Source organism: Candidatus Ruminimicrobium bovinum, from assembly GCF_902760015.1.
Classification (GTDB): Bacteria; Elusimicrobiota; Endomicrobiia; order Endomicrobiales; family Endomicrobiaceae; genus Ruminimicrobium; species Ruminimicrobium bovinum.
Genome location: NZ_CACWEU010000091.1, coordinates 40,674 through 61,267, shown reverse-complemented (window position 1 = coordinate 61,267; position 20,594 = coordinate 40,674). Strand labels below are relative to the sequence as shown.

18 protein-coding genes are annotated in these 20,594 nt (G+C 29.4%); 14 read left to right on the top strand and 4 right to left on the bottom strand.

The features are described 5' to 3' along the window. From proB to ACMUOV_RS03385, 4 genes are all read right to left on the bottom strand, one after another. Window positions 1-1,010 (bottom strand): glutamate 5-kinase (gene proB, locus ACMUOV_RS03400; RefSeq protein WP_413853690.1); only part of this gene is annotated, 1,010 nt, incomplete at its 3' end. A gap of 8 nt (window positions 1,011-1,018) precedes the next feature. Next, entirely contained in the window at window positions 1,019-2,452 is a 1,434-nt protein-coding gene (locus tag ACMUOV_RS03395; protein ID WP_413853688.1) for a transglycosylase SLT domain-containing protein, read from the bottom strand. Beyond that, on the bottom strand, window positions 2,449-3,108 hold the full coding sequence (gene rpe / locus ACMUOV_RS03390) for a ribulose-phosphate 3-epimerase (protein ID WP_413853686.1): 660 nt from the start codon (window positions 3,106-3,108) through the stop codon (window positions 2,449-2,451). The genes ACMUOV_RS03395 and rpe overlap by 4 nt, the downstream gene beginning before the upstream one ends. Then, complete coding sequence (locus ACMUOV_RS03385; RefSeq protein WP_413853684.1) at window positions 3,105-4,064, bottom strand: PASTA domain-containing protein; 960 nt, start codon at window positions 4,062-4,064, stop codon at window positions 3,105-3,107. Before ACMUOV_RS03385 ends, rpe begins: the two co-directional genes overlap by 4 nt. Window positions 4,065-4,156: 92 nt before the next feature. On the opposite strand from ACMUOV_RS03385, the gene tilS reads away from it, so the two are divergent. The 14 genes from tilS (at window position 4,157) to metW (ending at window position 20,578) form a co-directional block, all read left to right on the top strand. Next, window positions 4,157-5,131, top strand: coding sequence for a tRNA lysidine(34) synthetase TilS (tilS, locus tag ACMUOV_RS03380; protein ID WP_413853682.1), 975 nt, complete (start codon window positions 4,157-4,159; stop codon window positions 5,129-5,131). A gap of 140 nt (window positions 5,132-5,271) precedes the next feature. Further along, the gene (locus tag ACMUOV_RS03375) at window positions 5,272-6,159 is read left to right on the top strand and encodes a DUF58 domain-containing protein (protein ID WP_413853681.1); all 888 of its coding nucleotides are present in this window, start codon (window positions 5,272-5,274) and stop codon (window positions 6,157-6,159) included. A 1-nt stretch (window position 6,160) separates the two neighbouring features. Further along, on the top strand, window positions 6,161-7,024 hold the full coding sequence (locus ACMUOV_RS03370; RefSeq protein WP_413853679.1) for a hypothetical protein: 864 nt from the start codon (window positions 6,161-6,163) through the stop codon (window positions 7,022-7,024). After that, on the top strand, window positions 7,021-8,004 hold the full coding sequence (locus ACMUOV_RS03365) for a vWA domain-containing protein (protein WP_413853677.1): 984 nt from the start codon (window positions 7,021-7,023) through the stop codon (window positions 8,002-8,004). The genes ACMUOV_RS03370 and ACMUOV_RS03365 overlap by 4 nt, the downstream gene beginning before the upstream one ends. A 2-nt stretch (window positions 8,005-8,006) precedes the next feature. Then, window positions 8,007-8,993, top strand: a complete 987-nt coding sequence (locus ACMUOV_RS03360; RefSeq protein ID WP_413853676.1) for a VWA domain-containing protein — start codon at window positions 8,007-8,009, stop codon at window positions 8,991-8,993. A gap of 3 nt (window positions 8,994-8,996) precedes the next feature. Then, a complete protein-coding gene (locus ACMUOV_RS03355; protein ID WP_413853674.1) occupies window positions 8,997-9,803 on the top strand; it encodes a tetratricopeptide repeat protein in 807 nt (268 codons plus the stop codon). A 5-nt stretch (window positions 9,804-9,808) separates the two neighbouring features. Then, window positions 9,809-11,602 (top strand): BatD family protein, encoded by a 1,794-nt coding sequence (locus tag ACMUOV_RS03350; RefSeq protein ID WP_413853673.1) that lies wholly within the window; start codon window positions 9,809-9,811, stop codon window positions 11,600-11,602. A 73-nt stretch (window positions 11,603-11,675) separates the two neighbouring features. After that, window positions 11,676-12,137 (top strand): large conductance mechanosensitive channel protein MscL, encoded by a 462-nt coding sequence (mscL, locus tag ACMUOV_RS03345; protein WP_413853671.1) that lies wholly within the window; start codon window positions 11,676-11,678, stop codon window positions 12,135-12,137. Beyond that, the gene (locus ACMUOV_RS03340) at window positions 12,137-12,604 is read left to right on the top strand and encodes a nucleoside deaminase (RefSeq protein WP_413853670.1); all 468 of its coding nucleotides are present in this window, start codon (window positions 12,137-12,139) and stop codon (window positions 12,602-12,604) included. The genes mscL and ACMUOV_RS03340 overlap by 1 nt, the downstream gene beginning before the upstream one ends. Window positions 12,605-12,607: 3 nt before the next feature. After that, window positions 12,608-15,097, top strand: a complete 2,490-nt coding sequence (locus ACMUOV_RS03335; RefSeq protein WP_413853668.1) for a phosphatidylglycerol lysyltransferase domain-containing protein — start codon at window positions 12,608-12,610, stop codon at window positions 15,095-15,097. 66 nt (window positions 15,098-15,163) lie between these two features. Beyond that, window positions 15,164-17,227 carry a hypothetical protein gene (locus ACMUOV_RS03330; protein ID WP_413853667.1) on the top strand — a complete coding sequence of 688 codons (2,064 nt, stop codon included), beginning with the start codon at window positions 15,164-15,166 and terminating at the stop codon, window positions 17,225-17,227. Between the two features lie 3 nt (window positions 17,228-17,230). Next, window positions 17,231-18,730, top strand: coding sequence for a hypothetical protein (locus ACMUOV_RS03325; protein WP_413853665.1), 1,500 nt, complete (start codon window positions 17,231-17,233; stop codon window positions 18,728-18,730). 134 nt (window positions 18,731-18,864) lie between these two features. Beyond that, window positions 18,865-19,992, top strand: coding sequence for a homoserine O-acetyltransferase MetX (gene metX, locus ACMUOV_RS03320; protein WP_413853663.1), 1,128 nt, complete (start codon window positions 18,865-18,867; stop codon window positions 19,990-19,992). Beyond that, window positions 19,982-20,578: a methionine biosynthesis protein MetW gene (gene metW, locus ACMUOV_RS03315; protein WP_413853662.1), complete on the top strand. Its 597-nt coding sequence runs from the start codon at window positions 19,982-19,984 to the stop codon at window positions 20,576-20,578. Before metX ends, metW begins: the two co-directional genes overlap by 11 nt. Window positions 20,579-20,594: the final 16 nt, after the last annotated feature.

The window sequence follows — 20,594 nt, the reverse complement described above, 5'->3', positions numbered from 1 at the left end:
GTTATATCGTTACTTGAATAATTTGAAAGGCCTCTTGCAATTTCTATGTTATGTTGTTCTATAGGGTCTAAAACCATTATACTTATTGTATCACCCCTTGAAAAATTGCCGTTGCAATTTATAATTCCGGAAGCCAATAAACTTTTATTTTTATCTCTTATTGCTATTGTTGCATTGTTATCAATTATAACAAAACCTTTTGTTTTTTTACCGAAAGCTATCCAACTTTTTTTTGATTGCAATTTTCTGCTCGGTAAAATTTCGGTTCCTATTGAATTACCGTTAACAGCTTGTAAAATCAAATCCAACTTTGTTCCGTTTGTAATAAATGTTTTTATTCCGGAACTTGCAGCTATTTTTGCGGCAATCAATTTTGTTTTCATACCGCCGGTTCCTTTTCCGCTGCTTGAATGAGGGCTTGCAATTTCAAGAAGTTCGTCGGTAATTTTTGTAATCTGTTTTATAATTTTTGATTTTTTCGGAATACCTTCATAAAGTCCGTCGACATCGGTTAAAATAAACAACATATCGGCCTGAACAGATGATGCAACTATTGCACTTAAAGTATCATTATCACCGAAATTTATTTCGTCAACGGAAACGGTATCGTTTTCATTAATAATCGGAATAATGTTTTTCCTTAATAAAAGTTCGTTTATTGAATTTCTTATATTGATATAGTGTTGTCTGTCATCAAAGTCATACCTTGTAAGAAGCATTTGTGCCACCGCTAAATTTAAAGGTTCAAAGGCCTGCCTGTATGCCTGCATTATCAACGGTTGTCCTACGGAAGCAAGTGCCTGTTTTTGCCTTAACAATTTCGGCTTTTTTGTTAAATTCAAATAACCGAGCCCTGCACCTATTGCACCGGAACTTACCAATATAATATCAATATCTTTTTGCTTTTTTATTTTTGATATTTCATTTGCAAAAGAATTAATATAACTTAAATTTAATTTTCCGTTTTTATCGGTAAGTGTGCTTGTTCCTATTTTTATTACTATTTTCATAAAACCTCTTATTTAAAATAAGCTCTTCCCGGACGAATTACAAGAACCTGATTAACATTTAAATATTTTTGTTTCTTTAATTTAGGATTATCCTCTTTTATGCTTTTAACGGTAGTTTTATATTTTGCTGCAAGTTTTTCAATATAATCGCCTTTTTTTACTTTATGGCGAACAAAACCCGGGCTCGGGTTTAAGTCCTTTTCTTTATTTATATTTTCCAAAAAAGTGCTTTGGCTGCCTAACGGAAGTTTTAATTCAAAATTTTTATATCCGTGCGGAGTGCACCATGCCAACAATGCCGGGTTTAATTCTCTTATAACATCTACTGTGGTTTCGGCACATTTTGCAATTATTTTTAAATCTATTACTTTATTTATTAAAACTATGTCGTATTCTTCCGGTTCCTGATAGTTTATATCTTCAAAGCCGTATTCTTGCGGATTTTGTGCAATTTTAACGGCAACAATAAACTGCGGAACATAATTTTGTGTTTCTTTGGGAATTGCTTTTCTTTTACTCATTTCCAAAGCCGAAGGTGAATTTGAAAATTTTAAATCTCTTAATATTCCGTATTCTCCTCTGTTATATGCGGCAAGCGCCAAATGCCAATCGTTAAACATTGCATATAATTGTTTTAAATATTTTGCTGCGGCTTTAGTTGCTTTAACCGGATCTTTTCTTTCATCTATCCAATAATTTATTTGCAATCCCAAGGCACGTCCCCTGTGTGCCATTATTTGCCACAATCCTACGGCTTTTGCCCTTGATACCGTATTGTTATTAAATAAACTTTCTATTATCGGTAAATATTGTAACTCTTGAGGAAGATTATATTCTTTTAAAACATCTTTTATCATTTTTGAATATTTGCCGCTTCTTTCAAGTGCTGCTTTTACCCTTTCTTTACCTTGTCCTGTTGTATATACGGTCATCCATTTATCCAATATTTCTTCGTCATATTCCAAAGAAATTTCATTTTTGTTAAATTTATTCGGAACTTTTTCTTTATATTCGATGTCGTTTATCATTTTTATTTTATTCATCACTCTTTCAAAATCGGATAACAATAAAGTTACCGTTGTTTCATCAATATCTAATTCTTTCAATTTATCCAAAAACAAATTATAGTTTTGTTTTGTCCCTTCATAATCGTTTGCATCGTATGCAGCTATTGCCTTTTGAAGAACTTCATCGGTTTTTAAAATTTTATCTTTTGTATTTGTATCTTTTCTGTTTTGAATTTCGGTTGCGATTATCTCTTCCTGTTGTTCAATATTTTGTGCAAAAATATTAGAAATAAAGAAACAGAAAAAAAGAAGTAAGATAATAAGTTTATTAACTACAGCAGAAAGTAACCAATTGTGACACTGAGTGCAATAAAGAAAATTTTTAAAAGAAACAATATACCTGACTGATTTAAGTATTGAAAATTTTAAATTCATAATGTTATGTTTTTTAAGTTTTGTAAAGCTTCCGTAGGGTTTTTTGCTGCAAAAATTGAATTACCGCTTACCAAAACATCTGCACCTGCTTTAAGGCATTGTTTTGCGGTTTCAACATTAATACCGCCGTCAACTTCTATAAGGCAGTTATATTTATTTACATCTATCAAATTTCTTAGTTGTGTTATTTTAGGCAGCATATCCGCCATAAAACTTTGTCCGCCGAAACCGGGTTCTACCGTCATAACCAAAACAACATCGGTTATAGGTAAAATATCCTTTATTGCTTCAACCGAAGTTTTCGGTTTTATTGAAACTCCTGCTTTAATACCGGATTTTTTTATTGTTTCAAGCAACACTTTTTTATCGGTTAAAACTTCCTGATGAAAAACTATTAAATCCGCTCCCGCTTTATAAAAATTTTCCCAATATTTTTCGGGTTCGGAAATCATTAAGTGAACATCAAAAAATAATTTAGAATATTTTTTTATATTTTTAACTACACCGGGACCTATTGTAATGTTAGGAACAAAATGACCGTCCATAACGTCAATGTGTAACCAATCGGCGCCGGTATTTTCCACAAGGGCAATATCTTTTTGTAAATTTGCGAAATTTGCCGACAATATTGAAGGTGCTATTAAATATTTTTTCATTTGTTTTCCAATTCCATAGTTTCAATTGAAACATTATTTATAAATACTTTTACCGACGCTTTACCTTGAGTTTTAACCGGAATAGAAATTACGGACCCCGGCTTCCTGACACCGTTAAAAATATCTTTTTCACCTCTGTCGTCAACTAAAATCAAACGAACTCTTTTGCTGTCACCGGTTTCCGGCAATGTATATGTTACAACCTGTTCCTTCTGTTCAAAAACACTTTTGGAATCGCCTATATAAAAAGTGACTTTTGCATTTGCGGTTAATTTTTCATCCGGCATAGGAGCTTGATTGAAAATAAATCCCGGGTCTGCAAGTTTTGTTTGTTGTTCAATTACGGAAACTTCATAACCGTTATCCATTGCCCATTGTTTTGCTTCCTCACCGGATTTGCCTATCCAGTCAAACATAAGAACATCTCCGTTTGTAGGTGCTCCGTTTGAAACGATAACGTTAACGGTTGTTTCTTTTTCAACAGTCGAACCGGCAACGGGGTCCTGTTGCAAAACAACACCTTCTTCATATTTGACGGATGCTTTTTTTGTAAGTTCCCCCAAAACAAGTCCGGATGCTCTTAACAAAATAGTTGCCGAACGAATGGTTTCTCCGGTTAAATTGGGAACATAAACTATTTCACCGCCCATACTGACTGTTATTCTTATGGTTTTACCTTCTTTTACGTTTGTTCCGGCAGGAGGGAACTGTCTTATCACAACACCGCTGGGAACATCCTGGTTATATTCGGCATCTTCTTTTATCATTGCCAATTTTGCTTGGGAAAGGGCTTCCAAACTGTCAATTAAAGTTTTGCCTTGCAAATCCGGAACCAAAACTTCACCTGTTTCTCTTACAAAAGAACTCATCACGGCATTTATTGCATAATAACCTAACCCTGCAAGAACCGCTAAAACAAAAATAATTTTTAATAAAATAATAAATAATTTTTTCATAATTAAAGTATCCCGTAAAATTTATATTATATCAAATTAACTTCCATATATTGTATAATATTGAAAATAATATTGAAAATGAAGGTGCTAAATTGCAAATTTGGAACATTTTTAAACAAAATATAATTGAAAACAAGCTTGTTGTTACGGGTGATAAAATTTTATTGGCGGTTTCCGGCGGTCCGGATTCGGTTGTAATGGCAGACCTTTTTAATAAGTTAAAAAACATATTACGAATAGAGTTTTTAATAGTTAATTTCAATCATAAACTCAGAAAAGAATCCGAAAAAGAAACAGAGCTTGTTTATTCCTTGGCAAACAGATATAAAGTAAAATTTATTTCAAAAACCATTGCAACAAAAAAATATGCTTCTTCAAATAAAATATCAATAGAAGCTGCAGGCAGGCAATTAAGATATAAATATCTTGAAGAAATAGCAAAACAAAATAAATGTAATAAAATAGCAACGGCTCATAATATGAATGACAATGCCGAAACCGTTTTAATGTGGCTTATACGGGGGACCGGTACTAACGGTTTGTCAGGTATTCCTTGTGAAAGAAAAATAGGTAAAAATTTATCAATAATCCGTCCGTTATTGGCAATAAACAGAGAGCTTATTGAAGAACATATCAAAAAAAATAATTTAAAATGCAGTATAGATAAATCCAATTTTTCACTCGACTATACAAGGAATAAAATAAGACTCGGTATAATTCCGGAACTTAAAAAAATAAATCCGCTTGTTGTAAAACATATTTATGAACTTTCAAATATTATTCGTAACCAAAATTTATATTTGGAAGATAAAATTAAAAGCTTTATCGGTAAAAATATAACAAAACAAAAAAATAAAATAACTTTAAACATAAAAACTTTTTCAAAAAAAAGTAAATTTTTGCAATATATGATTTTACGTGAAATTTTACCCGATAAAAAAAGAGCCGTTCAAATAAAAAGTATTATTAAATTTATCAATGATAAAAAACAGTTAAATTATAAACTTTCAAAAAATTGGTCTGCAGTAAAAACAAAACAAAATATCATTTTAAAATCCGTTCAATAATTTTGAAAATGAAATTATTTTTATTAAATGAATTTTAATTTTCTTTAATTTAATAGTATAATATTAAGGATAGTATTTTGAAAGGCAGTATTAAATTTGTCATTAAAAAATTATAAATTAATTTTTTTAAGGAAAATAAATTGTTAAGTTCCGAAATTTTATCAAAAATAAAAAAAATAGAACTAAGGTCAAAAAAACTTGTCGATGATGTTTTTTCGGGTAAATATCACAGTGTTTTTAAAGGACAGGGGCTGGAATTCAGTGAAGTAAGAGAATATGTTCCGGGCGATGATATAAGAAGAATATCCTGGACCGTTACAGCCAGGCGTGATAAAGCATATATTAAAAAATATGACGAGGAAAGAGAACAAACCGTTATGTTTGTTACCGATTTAAGTGCTTCCGGAACGTTCGGAAGCAGTGACAAAACAAAAAACGATTTGATAGCCGAACTTACTGCCGTTCTTGCATTTTCCGCATTAAAAAATAATGACAAAGCGGGACTGCTTGCTTTTACCGACATTATTGAACAATATGTTAAGCCGCAAAAAAACAGAAAACATATTTTACGGCTTATAGATGTAATACTGAGTTATAAACCTAAAAATACAAAAACAAATATTGAAAATGCCCTTCAATATTTGAATAAACTTTGTAAAAGGAAAGCACTTATTTTTTTAATATCGGATTTTCAAGACAAAAATTTTGATAAATTATTAAAAGCTACAGCCAACAAACACGATTTGGTTTGTGTTAAAATTACAGACCCCAAAGAAACCGAAATTCCAAAAAAAGGAATATTTACTTTACAAGATGGCGAAACCGGTATGCTTATTGATGTTGATTTTGCTTCAAAAGAAGTTCAGACGGAATATTATAAAAATTTTAACGAACATGAAAATTATTTAAACGATACTTTTAAAACGGCTAAGGCCGATGTGATAGATATACGAACGGATAAACCTTATATAATAGAACTTATAAAGTTTTTTAAGAGCAGGGAAACAAAAGTATTAAAAAAATATTAAAATGAAAAAATTATTAATTTTATTATTATTGTTTTTTGTATCAAACATATTTGCTTTTGACGAAACTTTTGAGCCGAAAGAAAATTTAACCGTAGGTGACAGAGCCGTATTATCCGTAAAAGCAAACGGTTTAACACTTGACAGTTTGGATAAAGAAAAATTGTCCGGTTTAAATTTCGGTGATTTTGAATTGCTTGATATAAAACAGGGTACGAATGGTGCAGTTGATTTTGTTTTAACAAGTTTTAAAGCGGGTAAAGTTGAATTATTATCCGTTGATATTCCTTACATTGTAAACGGCGACAGCAAATTCATTAAAACAACGGCACTTCCAATAGAAATAAAAAGTGTTATGGACCCGCAGAAACCAAGTTCCGATATAGCCGATATTAAAGGTATTTTTGTTTACGGACACGGTATAAGTTGGTATTTAGTTTTATTATTGATATTTGTATTGATTGCAGTAACAGGTTACCTTATATACCTTTATATCAAAAAAAGAAACAGAAAACCTACACGGGAAGAAATTATTATGGCAATACCGCCGAAAGAATATGCAATAAGTCAGCTTGAAAAGTTAAAGGAAGAAAATCTTATAGAAAAAGGACAAATAAAAGAATATTATGACAAGCTATCGGATATTTTGAGATTTTACGTTTCAAGGGTATATCAAATAGACGGTATGGAAAAAACTACAACGGAATTATATCATTTGTTAAAAAATTATGCTCCGGCGGATTTTAACAGAGATTTAAAACAATACTTAATAGCATGCGATTTTGTTAAATTTGCAAAAGTTGTTCCGTCCGAACAAGATATGCAGGACGATTTTGTAAAAGCAAAAGGATTTGTGGAAAGAATATGAGATTTTTATATGTTTACTTACTTGCTTTAATACCGGTAATTTTTATTTTGTTTTTCTTAAAGGAAAAATATTATAAAAAAACTACCGTTAAATTTTCTTCCGTTTCTTATTTTAACAACAAAAAGAGTTTACGTGTAAAATTTCTGTGGCTCCCGAGTTTATTTATTTTGTTGGGGTTAAGCTTTTGCATTGCCGCACTTGCAAGGCCGCAAAGCTCGTCAAAATATGAAACTTTTTTTGCCGAAGGTATAGATATTATGCTTGTTATGGATACATCAACAAGTATGCAGGCAATAGACCCTTCGGCTAATATTTCAAGAATAGATTCGGCAAAACAACAAGCCAAAAATTTTATATTAAAAAGAGTAAACGACAGAATAGGTATAGTGGTTTTCAGCAGCATAGCATTTACACAATGTCCGCTTACGCTTGATAAAGATGCTTTAATAAATTTTGTTAATTCCATTGATACCGATATAACAAAAGCCGACGGAACGGCTATCGGCAGTGCATTGGCAACGGCAGTTAACAGATTGTCTAAAATAGAAGCAAAAAGCAAAGTTATTATTTTATTAACCGACGGTAATAATAATTCCGGTGAAATAGATCCGCTTGTTGCCGCACAACTTGCAAAAGATACAAATATAAAAGTTTATACCGTAGGTATCGGAAGCACTAAAGATTACTATATAATTAACGATTCTTTTTTCGGTTCAAGGCGAATACAGGCACAAGATGACCTAAACGAAATATTATTAAAAGAAATAGCAAAAAAAGCCGACGGAGAATATTTTGCAGCTAAAACTTCAAAAGGTTTGGAAAATGCTTTTGACAGCATAGATAAATTGGAAAAAACAAAACAGGAATGGACAAAGTCGGTAAATTATAACGAACAGTATTTAAAATTTTTAATACCCGGTTTTTGGCTTTTGGTATTGGGATTTTTATTAAGAAGAACTGTTTTTAAAAGGTTACCTTAACAATGTTTGAACATTTTTCATGGCTTTTAGGATTATTTGCCGTAATATTTATTTTATTGATAATTTATGTTATTACATATAAATTATCATCAAAAACAATCTGTAATTTTACAAGTAATTTTTCTTTAATAAATATAAACTTTAAAAGAAATTTACTTAAAAATATTTGTTTCTTTTTGGCTTTAATTTTTATTGCATTTGCAATAGCCCGTCCTAAATGGGGTTTAAAGCAGGTTGAGGCAAAAAGTTTATCAAGTGATATTGTTATAGCAATAGATGTTTCAAACAGTATGTTAGCACAGGATTTAAAGCCCGACAGATTAACACGTGCAAAGATGGTATTTAAGGATTTAACCGAACATTTGAAAGGGCAAAGAATAGGTTTAATTGCTTTTGCCGGTAAAGCATATTGGCAATGTCCGTTAACTTCGGATATGAAAGTATTTGAAATGTTTTTATCTTTGCTTGATACCGATACCGTTCCTTTTGCCGGAACCGATATCGCCGCGGCAATAAATTTGGCATGTAAAAGTTTGGAAAAAATTCCTTCAAACACAAAAGCGGTAATAATTATTACCGACGGTGAAGATTTGGAAGGTAACATTAAAGAAGCAATTGATTTTGCAACAGAAAGCCAAACTAAAATTTTTACAATAGGTATAGGAACAGATAAAGGTGAACCGATACCTACTTATGAAAACGGACAATTTAAAGAATATTTAAAAGATGAAAAAGGTAAAACCGTTATTACAAAACTTGATTCTGCAACATTGGAAAACATTGCAACGGCAACCGGCGGAAAATATTATAATTTAAACCAAAATCCTACATTAACCGGTTTGGTCGGCAAACTTAATAAACTTGATAAAACGGAAGGCACATCAAATATTTTCAATAATTTGGAAGACAGGTTTTATTATCCGTTAACAATCGGAATAATTTTCCTTTTAATATTTTTATTTATTCCGGTAAGAAGTAAGGACAAATAAAAAATGAAACAGATATTATTTATATTATTTATGTTATTGTTTGTAACCGTTTCTTATGCGGATGAAACACTGTATAAAGGTTCAAAACTTTATCAAAAACAAAAATTTAACGAAGCCGTTGAAAAATTTCAGCAAGCTCAAAAAGAAAACCCCGATGACCCGATTATTAATTATAACTTGGCTTCTTCTTATTACAGAATAGGCGATTATGATAAAGCTTTGGAATGTTATGATACTGCTTTAAAAAATTCAAAAGATATAAAGTTTAAAAGTACCGTTTTATATAATATGGGCAACTGTTGTTACAGAAAGCAGGATAACGATAAAGCAATGCAGTATTATAAGGAAGCTTTAAAACTTAACAGTTCCGATATTGCCGCAAAACATAATGTTGAATTTTTACAGAGTGACCAAAGTAAACAGCAGCAACAAAATAATAAGGATAATAAAGATAACAAAAACGACAAAAACAATCAGCAAAACCAACAAAATCAGCAGAATAATAAAGACAACAAAGATAAAAACAAAGATAATCAAAATAATGATAAACAAGATAAAGATGACAAAAACAATGATGATAAAAATCAACAGGATAAAGATAAAAACGGTAACGATAAAAATGATAATGACAAAAATCAAAACAAAGATAATAAGGATAACGGGCAGGATAAGCAAAACAATAATGACAAACAAAAGCAAAATAAAAACCAACATTTGTTAGACTATTTTGATAAACAGGATAAACAAAACCAAGGCAAAGCAAAGGATTATGTTCCCGTTAAAGCCAATAAAAAAGGAAAAAATTGGTGAACTGTATGAAATTAAAAAAATTATTTTTTTCATGTTTAGTTTGTATTTTTATATTCGTGTTTGCATTTGCGGATAATTTGCAAATGGATTCTTCCGTATCAAAAACAACCGTAGCTTTAAATGAAACTTTTCAATTAACCGTATCTTTTACCACCGATTCAAAATCTTTACCTGATTTTACAATTCCGCAATTAAATGATTTTAATATTTACTCAACTTCACAATCTAAAAATATTTCCATAATCAACGGTAAAGTAAAAAATACGGTATATTATGTTTATACATTAAGCCCTAAAAAAATGGGAGAATTTTATATTCCGCCTTTTACTTTGAATTATCAGGGAGAACGTTATGAAACAAAAGAAATTAAAATAACGGTTGAAAAAGCAAAAACGGTAAGTTCGGTTCCTGCAAGCCAAACATCAGCCGGTAATGCAAGTTCGTCGACAAACGGTAACCTGGTACAAAATAATAAACAACCTGTTTATAATTTGGATACAACAAAAGCTGTTTTTGTGCAGGCAACCACCGATAAGAAAACGGCTTATGTGAACGAAAAAATAATTTATACATTTTATTTTTATACATCGGTAAATATTTTATCAAACCCTGCATACAGGGGACCCGATTTCAGCGGTTTTTTTATAGGTGAAACTTCGCAAAAAAATTACAGAACATATATAAAAGGCAGAGAATATGTTGTAACCGAAGTTTCAACCGAATTGTTTCCGCAAAAACCCGGAACACTTACAATAGATAAAGCAATGTTGCAGGTATCGATTGAAGATTTTTCAAAAATGCACGACGATTTTTTTGCAAGTTTTTTCAGAAGTGCAAGAGCCGTTGACCTTGCTACCGATGAAATAAAAATTAAAGTGTTACAAACTCCTGCCGATGTTGATATGATAGGTAAATATAATATAAGTGCATTTGTAGATAAAAAACAAAAAAAAGTTGACGAACCTTTTGATTTAATCATAAAAATAACCGGAAACGGAAATATAAAAACAATTAAAGAACCGGAAATAATGTTATCTGAAAATTTAAAAAAATATGAAACTTCCGAACAGATAATTAAAGACGGTGAAAAAGAAACAGGTAAACAGTTTACAACATTAATTATGCCTTTGGAACAAGGAGAGGGCACAATCAAAATACTTCCGATGAAGTATTTTGATTTGGAAACAAAAATAACAAAAAGTTTACCGCAGAAACAAATACAGGTTCAAATTGATGAAAACAAAGACAGAAAAATTCAACAACCTGTTGCGGAACAAACAATAGAAGCGGATAGCACAAAACAAAATCAATTGCCGCAAAATATGGATTTATCATTTTTGTTTAAAATTTATGCAATTGTTACAAGTGCAATGTTTTGGAAAATTGTAGGGTTACTTGTATTATTGTATTTAATAATAAAATTATTATTAAGATATAGGGCATATTTGAATAAAGACCAACAAAAGTTAAAAAATAAAAAAGCATACAGAAAGTCAAAAAAATATTTTCAAAAAGCCAAGAAAGCAAAAAACACAAAAGATTTTTACGAAAATATGTATAAAGGATTACTTGAATATTTTGCATCCGTCTTGGGACAGTCGGCGGAAGGTTTAACTTCATATAAAATAGGAATGGGTTTAAAAGATAAAAATATTGACGATAATTTAATAACCGAAGTAGACGGTATATTGGAAGAATGTACAATGTTTTTATATGCAAAACAATCGGATAATTTAACAAAACAAGATTATAATAAATTTTATAATAAAACTTTTGATATACTCAAAAAAATGCCTTAAAAATTGTAATAAGATTTTTAGTATAACATAAAATAAATTTATGAAGTAAATTATAAAAAGGAGACAGAAAAAGATGAAAAGTTTTTTTAATGAATTTAAGAAGTTTATCGCAAGAGGAAATGTAATGGACATGGCAGTAGGTATTATAATCGGTGCCGCATTTACAAAAATTGTAAATTCTTTGGTTGCCGATATTATAATGCCGCCTTTGGGAATTCTTTTAGGCAACATTGATTTTACAAACTGGTTTGTAGTTTTAAAAGACGGTGCGGAAACCGCAGCTCCTTATGTATCTTTGGAAGCTGCAAAAGCAGCAGGTGCCGTAACAATAAATATAGGTTTTTTTATTAACAGCATAATTTCATTTTTAATAGTTGCTTTGGCAATATTCTCAATTTTAAAAGTTATAAACAAAATGAAAGAAGAACCGGCACCGGCTCCTTCAGAACCTACAACAAAGGAATGTCCTCATTGCTTTTCTACAATTAATATAAAAGCAACAAAATGTCCTAATTGTACATCAGATTTAAAATAATGAGAGACATTAATAAATTTATAAACAAAGTTATAAATTTAGCTGTTGTAAATGTAACGAAAAAAAACGGTGGTCCGTTTGCCGCTTTGATAGTTAAAGATAACAGAATAGTATCTTACGGCTATAATAAAGTCACTTCAAAATGCGACCCGACTTTGCATGCGGAAATTGATGCCATAAGAAAAGCTGCAAAAAAATTAAAAACATTTGACTTGGCAGGCAGTGAAATTTATTGTTCCTGCCAGCCGTGTCCTATGTGTTTGGCTGCAATTTATTGGGCAAATATAAAAACGGTATATTATGCAGGCACAAAAGAAATTGCGGAAAAATATAAGTTTCAGGATAATAAAATTTATAAAGAGTTAAAAACAAAAATAAAATCGGTTAATTTAATTCCGATAAAAACCGGTAATGCCGAACATGCTTTTATTGCATGGAATAATAAAAAAGATAAAATTTTATATTAGATAATGAATAAGTTTTTAAAAATTCTTATAGCACCTTTGGGAGTTATTATATTTATTGTGGCTATTGTTTTGTTAAGCCACGAGATGAAAAACTACAGTTACCAACAAATACTTGATACATTAAAAGCAATTCCTTCCGTTAAAATTACAATGGCATTAATATTATCTTTATTGTATTATTTAATTTTGGGCGGTTATGATGTAGTTGCATTCAAATATATTAATGTTCCTTTAAAATTTAAAAATGTACTATTTACCTGTTTTATAAGTAATGCTTTGGGAAACAATACCGGTTATTCAATGTTGTTCGGCGGTTCAATAAGATACAGGTTATATTCGTTATACAACGTGTCTATGATGAATGTAACAAAAGTTTTATTTTTTTCGTCGGCAACAATATGGTTCGGGTTATTAATAATAGGCGGTTTTGTTTTTACTTTTTTCCCTGTAGATTTTTCAAATACGAATTTCTTTTTTAATACATCATTACCTTTGGGAATATTTTTTTCAACAATAATTTGTTTATATGTATTACTTAGTTTGTTCAAATCTCATCCGATAAAATTATTTAACAAATGGACTATAACATTTCCAAACATTAAAATAACTTTATGGCAAATATTACTTGCATGTTCGGACTGGATTATTGCTTCCTGCACATTATATATTTTACTTCCTCCGGGCGAAATTCCTTACATTACATTATTGCAAATTTTTCTTGTTGCACAAATGCTCGGTATATTAAGTCAGGTTCCCGGCGGTATGGGTGTTTTTGAAACTGCCATTGTTATGTTGTTACCGCAAGCTACGGAAAGTTCTTATGTTATGGGTGCACTTCTTGCATACAGAGCAATTTTTTATTTTTTCCCTCTTTCAATAGCATTACTTCTTCTTGCAAGCCACGAATTTTTCAGAGCAAAAAAAAGGTTTAAAGTTCTTGCAAGGTTTTACGGCGGAAGAATGGCTTCCATTATACCGCAGGCATTATCGGTAAGTATATTTTTCAGCGGAACAATAATTTTATTTTCCGGTGTGACAACTGTATCATCTTCAATAATAAAAACACTTGTTGCATATATTCCTTCAATAATTTTGGATTCCCTTCATTTTTTAATAAGTGTTATAGGAATAATGCTTTTGTTTATTTCAAAAGGATTGCTCTCGAGAATAAAAAGGGCTTACACTTTTGCCGTTACTTTGTTGGCTTTGCTTTTTCCGTTGGCTTTAATAAACGGATACGGATATGAAAAAATTTTGTTTCTTATAGTTATGCTTGCACTCATAATTCCGGCAAAAAAATATTTTTACAGACCGTTAAGTTTGTTGTCGGTAAAAATTAATATGTTGTGGTTTTGGTCAATAACCGGTGTATTCGTAACTTCAATATGGTTATGCCTTTTTATTTACAGAACCGATATTTACGGTTGGACAAATTTTTGGACGGGAATATTTTCCGCAACAGATGCTTCAAGAGCCGTAAGAATTTGTATAGGTATGCTTATAACAATTGCACTTGTTATAATATCGGAAGCATGGAAAAGATACAGATATAAACAAACATCGGTTGAAATTGACGACATAAAAAAACTTACCGCTTCATCGAATTATATTTACGGCAGTTACGGTTTTGATAATAAAAAAATTTTTAGTATGAACGATGATTCTTTTCTTATGTATTCGCAAATAAACAACAGTGCAATAGTTTTCGGTGACCCGATAGGAATAAATAAAGCAAACCGTGAACTTATATGGAATTTTAAAGAGATGACGGATTTAAAAAGAATAGTTCCTGCTTTTGTTTATTTGGGATATAAAAATTTAAAAGTTTATGATGATATAGGGCTTGATATTGCTTCATTCGGTGTGGATGCAAATATTTTGTTAAATAAGTTTAATCCGCAATCCGAAACACTTACCGATATCAAAATTTTATCGGAAAAAATAAAAAAAGAAAATTATTCTTTTGAAGTTATTGAGAAAGAAGAATTTGTAAAAAATAAAAAATATATCGGTTTTGTGGATTACCAGTGGGAAAAAGAGTTCGGTAATGTTAAAAATAAAATGTTTGATGTATCTGCAGATATAGCAAACAAATATATAATAGTCAAAAAAGATAATTTTATTTCCGCTTATGCATATTTGTTGTTAAGCAAAAATAAATATGAAGCATTTGTTTCAAACATCAGGTACGGAACTGATTGCCCGCAAGATATTTTCAAATTTATTTTATTTAGTGCTGTAATATGGGCAAAAGATAACGGTTACAGATGGTTTAACATGGGCTTAACGCCCGACAACAAAATAATAATAGATGACGATTTTACAAAGAAAGTTAAAATTTTTGTCTTTGCCGAACATTTTAAATACGATATGAACATGCTGAAAGAATTTAAAGCTAAATTTAACCCTGTTTGGAAAAATAAATATGTTGCTTTTTACACAGGCAAACAGGTAATTCATTTCTTAAAAGATTTCTTATATATATATTCTTAAAGGTATATAATGCTGCCTATTCATTTTATTTTGTGCGGTATAATAAGCATTTTGTTGCAAGTTTTTTTGCTTAGGGAAATTGCCCCCGTATTTCACGGGAACGAATTTACCATAGCTATTGTTTTGGCAAATTGGCTTTTTGCATCTGCTTTTGCAAATTTTACGGCACATAAAAAATTGCAAATACAAACCGGCAATATTGTAATATTTTTTTTATGTTTAATAATATCCGTTATTTTTTCTTTTGTTTTTATAAGAAGTGCAAATTTAATATCACCTACAAGTATAACAGACGGATTTTCTTTAAAATTTTCGTTGATACTTTCTTTAATTGTTATTTTCCCGGTAAGTTTTTTTATTAATTTAATTTTCAGTTTATTTGTTACAAACAGTAAATTCAGTATATTAAACATATTTTATAATATAGGTATTATTGCAGGCGGAATAATTTGTTCTTTTTATATGAGTTCTTTTTTAACAGCCGTTATAATTGCAATAATTATTTCATTGATTTTTTGTGATTTAATTATTTTATGTGATGGGATATTTTTAAAAATTTTAATGTTTATAAGTTTATGTTTAATAATTTATACTGCATTTAATTATACCGATAAATTTGAAAAAAAGACAATTCATAATAATTATAAAACAGCTGAAAGTGTAGATATAAGTTATTTTGCAAACCAGCAATATATTTGGACAAAAACAAAAGGAGAAGATGCTTTTTACAATAACGGGGTTTTAAACTTTGCTTTTCCGAGTCCGACAATTTTTGAAGATGAAGATTTTGCACACCTTGCGATTTTACATCATACAAATCCTGAAAATTTGCTTCTTATAGGCGGTATAAGATATCTGTCGTCAATAGTAAAATACAAATTTAATGAAATAGATTATCTTGAACCGGATAAAGTAATTATTGAAAAATTAAAACAAAATATTTATGCAATTAATGAAGTTTTTAACGATGAAAGAATTCATACTTACAGTTTAAATATAAGAGATTTTTTTAAAGTTAATAATAAACAATACGATGTTATTTTAATAGGTTTGGATTTACCGATAAACACAAATATCAATCGTTTTTATACAAAAGATTTTTTTGAAATAGCAAAACAGCATTTAACCGATGACGGTTTTATTGCTTTAAAATTGCCCGGGAACCTTGTTTACTGGGACGAGCTTATGAGCAAATTAAATTCCTCCGTATATTACACTTTAAAAAATGTTTTTGAAAATGTTCAAATAATTCCCGGGACACAAAATATTTTGGTAGCCACAAAATATAAAATTCCTTACAGGTTGCATTTAAAAAAAAGGTTGCAACATGTTCAAGGTTCAACTTTTGTTCTTTCAAAATATTATGTAGATGAAAAAATGGATACACAAAAAACAAAATGGCTTAAATTTCAATTAGAAAAAGTTTCAAAGAAAAAATTGATAAATACCGATAAAATTCAAAAGACAATGATATATTCCATTATGTATTGGCAATCAAAATTTTCTCCGTTTTTAGCTAAATTTTTGCAAACGGTTATAAATTATTCTTACATATTTTTTCTTATACCGGTAATATTATTTTTTTTACCGAGGCATATTCATAAAATAACTTCGTTTATTGCAGGTGCAAGTGATGTTTGGGTTCAAATGGTATGTTTTTGGGCTTTCCAAATTTATGCGGGACATATTTATAAGTGGTTTGGTATTCTTATTGCAATATTTGTTGCGGGTAATATTTTAGGTATAATAAGCTGCCGTTTTAACAAACCGAAAGTAAATAAATTATTTGCACAAAGCGAAATTGCATATTTGTTATGGATTATTTTATGTGTTGTTGCAATAAAAACGGATTTTCTTAATTGGTTTAATATTTTAATATTTCTTTTCGGAACCGGTATTTTAAGCGGATGGCAGTTTGAAGAAATTTTAAAAATTTATTCACATGTTAGGGATACAGCTTCACAAATGAAAATTTATGCTTCAAATTCTTTAGGCGGTGCATTTGCGGCAATATTGGGCGGAGCTTTTTTAATTCCGGTATGGGGAATAGAAAAATCTTTAATGTTTATTTTGTTTTTAAAATTTTTAACTTTTTCCTGGTGGAAATATTATAAAAAAAATGAATTGTAAAAAATGATTTTATTTTCAATTAGTTTGATATTTTTATTATTGTATATTATTTTTAATAAATCGGCTAAAGCCAATAATATTTTAGGTGTTTTAGCTTTTATATTTATATGTTTTGTTTATGTTGTTTTGGTAACAAATTCTACAAAGCCCGAGTTTTTTTATCCTAAAAAACAATTGCAAATATATCCGTTTACCGGAAATTATTATAATTGGCTTACTATTAATTTAACAAAATTTAAATTGGATTTGGGAATTGATGAACAATTTATAAATGATTTAACAAATAATATTGATAAAAGTTTATTAAAAGCCGATAAAGTTGATATTTCGGTAAAAATGTTGTACGACACAAGTATTTATAAAAATAAAGTTTATCTTTATTTTGGATTAACTCCGGTAATATTATTTTATTTGCCTTTTTATTTAGCAACAAAATATTTTATATCAGACCATATTATTGTTTTAATTTTATCTATATTTATTTTTCTTTTACACATATTAATTTATAGAAAAATATTAAATTTATTGAATAGACAAAATTATTTTACCGTAATACCGATACTTATATTTGGGTTGGCAAGTGGAATAGTATTAACTTATGTTTCAATAACAATTCATTTAATACCGATACTTACCTCTGTTTTTTGCTCACTTACAGCATTGTATGTTTTTTTACTTTTGTCCGATGCTAAGTATAAAAATTTAAAAATGTTTTTAATAGGTTTATTTTTGGCACTTGCCATCGGTGCAAGACCAATAAGTATAATACTTGCAATTTTTATTTTTATTGCCATTTTAATAATGGATTCAAAAAAATATATTTATAATTTCTCAAAGTTTCAAAACTTCCAATCTTCCAATCTTATAAAAAAATATTTATGTTTTTTTGTGCCGCTTATTATATACGGAATAATTTTGGCACTATACAACTATTTTAGATTTGATTCAATTTTTAATTTCGGATATACTTATCAATTTTCTCCGATTTATCAAAAAGGTTTTGCTCAAAATTTAAATCATTCATTGATAGATTTTATTAAACATATTTTTTTAAATCTTTTTCATTTACCTGTATTTACTTCAATTAATCCGTTATGTGTTTTTAAAAATTATGAAAATGTATCTTATTTTGAACCTATGATAGGCGGCTTTATTATTTATCCTATAGTAATTTTTATATTATTTATTAAAAATTTTCTTACAAAAACTTCTAAAAAAAATAAAAATATTCATGTATTATTTATTATAATGTTAAGTGTAGGATTTATATATTTTTTGATAAATTCTTATATAGGTTCAAATGCAAGGTTTGTTGCCGAGTATTTATCTTTACTTTTAGTTCCGAGTTTGGTGTTATTTTATAATTTGATAGAAATTGTAAATAATGATATATTAAAGAACATAATAAAATTTTTGTTTTTATGTTTTATAATTTTTAGTTTATATGTAAATACAAATTTAATAAATTGTATTATTTTAATGTCAAAAAACGGTTTGATTTAAACTGATTTGAAAATATTATTGTTTAAGACCGCGGTATGAAAAAAATAACAATAAAAGTTATTTTTATTTTTTTTGTTTAGTGTTTAATATTTAGTATAATAAAGATATGTATTTTATTGAAAATGAGGGCTGAAGTGAAGAAAAAAGATGTAGGTATAGTTAAAACCGAATATTTTACTTTTAAAAATTTTACTCTTGAAAACGGTAAAATATTACCGGAAGTTACAATAGCTTACGAAACTTACGGAAAATTAAACGATAAAAAAACAAATGCCGTTTTGATAACACATGCTTTTACCGGTAATGCACATTGTGCAGGTTATCATGAAGGTGATGAAAAACCCGGATGGTGGAATATGTTGGTTGGTCCGGGTAAGGCATTCAATACGGATAAGTATTTTATTATATGTTCAAATGTGTTGGGCGGTTGTGCGGGTTCAACCGGACCCTCATCAATAAATCCTGCTACCGGTATTGAATACGGAACCGATTTTCCGGCAATAACAATTTCGGATATGGTCCGAGCTCAAAAAAAATTAGTTGAATTTTTCGGCATAGAAAAACTTTTATGTGTTGCAGGCGGCTCTATGGGCGGTATGCAGGTTTTACAGTGGGTTATGGATTATCCGGAATATATATACTCGGCAATTCCTATAGCGATAACTTTAAAATCGACTCCTCAGCAAATTGCTTTTAATGAAGTTGGAAGGCAATCCATAATGGGTGATGTTGCATGGAAAAAAGGGCATTATTACGGCGGTCCCGAACCTGATAAAGGGCTTGCCGTTGCAAGAATGTTAGGGCATATTACATATATGAGCGACTATTCCATGCAAAAAAAATTTCCCGTTAAAAATCCTGAACTTAACGAAAATTTTGACTTTAATGCGGATTTTGAAGTGGAAGAATATTTAAGATACAGGGGCAGTTCTTTTGTAAAAAGGTTTGATGCCAACAGTTATTTGTATTTATCAAAAGCAATGGATTATTTTGATGTTCAAAAAGATAATTTTTTACCGGAAGAAAAAAATTTGAATATAAAATTTTTAGTAATATCTTTTAAATCGGATTGGCTATATCCTCCGTATCAATCCGAAAATATAGTAAAACAATTAAAAGCTAAAGGACAGGAAGTAACTTATTGTAATATATATTCTACTTACGGACATGATGCATTTTTACTTGAAGTAAAAGATGAAACAAATTTAATAAGAAATTTTATTGATAATTTATACAAAGAGGTTTTTGAAGGTGGCAAGTAATAAAAATCTTTTATTATCGCATTTTAAAATTGCCGATATTGTTACCGAGAAATCTAAAATTTTGGATTTGGGTTGCGGTAATGGGGATTTAATGCAATATTTGGAGCAAACGAAAAAAGTTAATGCACAAGGTGTTGAAATTTCCGAGGATGCAATATATAAATGTGTTGAAAAAGGTTTATGTGTTTTGCATTCAGATATAGATAATTCGTTGGATTCGTATCCTAATAACAGTTTTGATTTTGTTATTTTAAGCCAAAGTATGCAGCAGGTAAAAAAAATAGATGAAGTTTTTAAACAATGTACAAGAATCGGTAAAAAAATTATAGTTTCATTTCCTAATTTTGCACACATAGCATTAAGAAGTATGCTTTTTTTTAAAGGTATGGCTCCGGTTGCAAAAGCATTGCCTAATCAATGGAATGATACCCCTAATATCAGATTTTTCAGTATCAAAGACTTTGAAAATTTTTGTAATTATAACGGTTATAAAATTTTAGAAAAATATTTTATAAGTAACAGTAAATATGTTCATGTAATGCCGAATTTATTTGCACAACAAGCAGTATTTGTAATAACAAAATAAATTTAACATTTTGAAT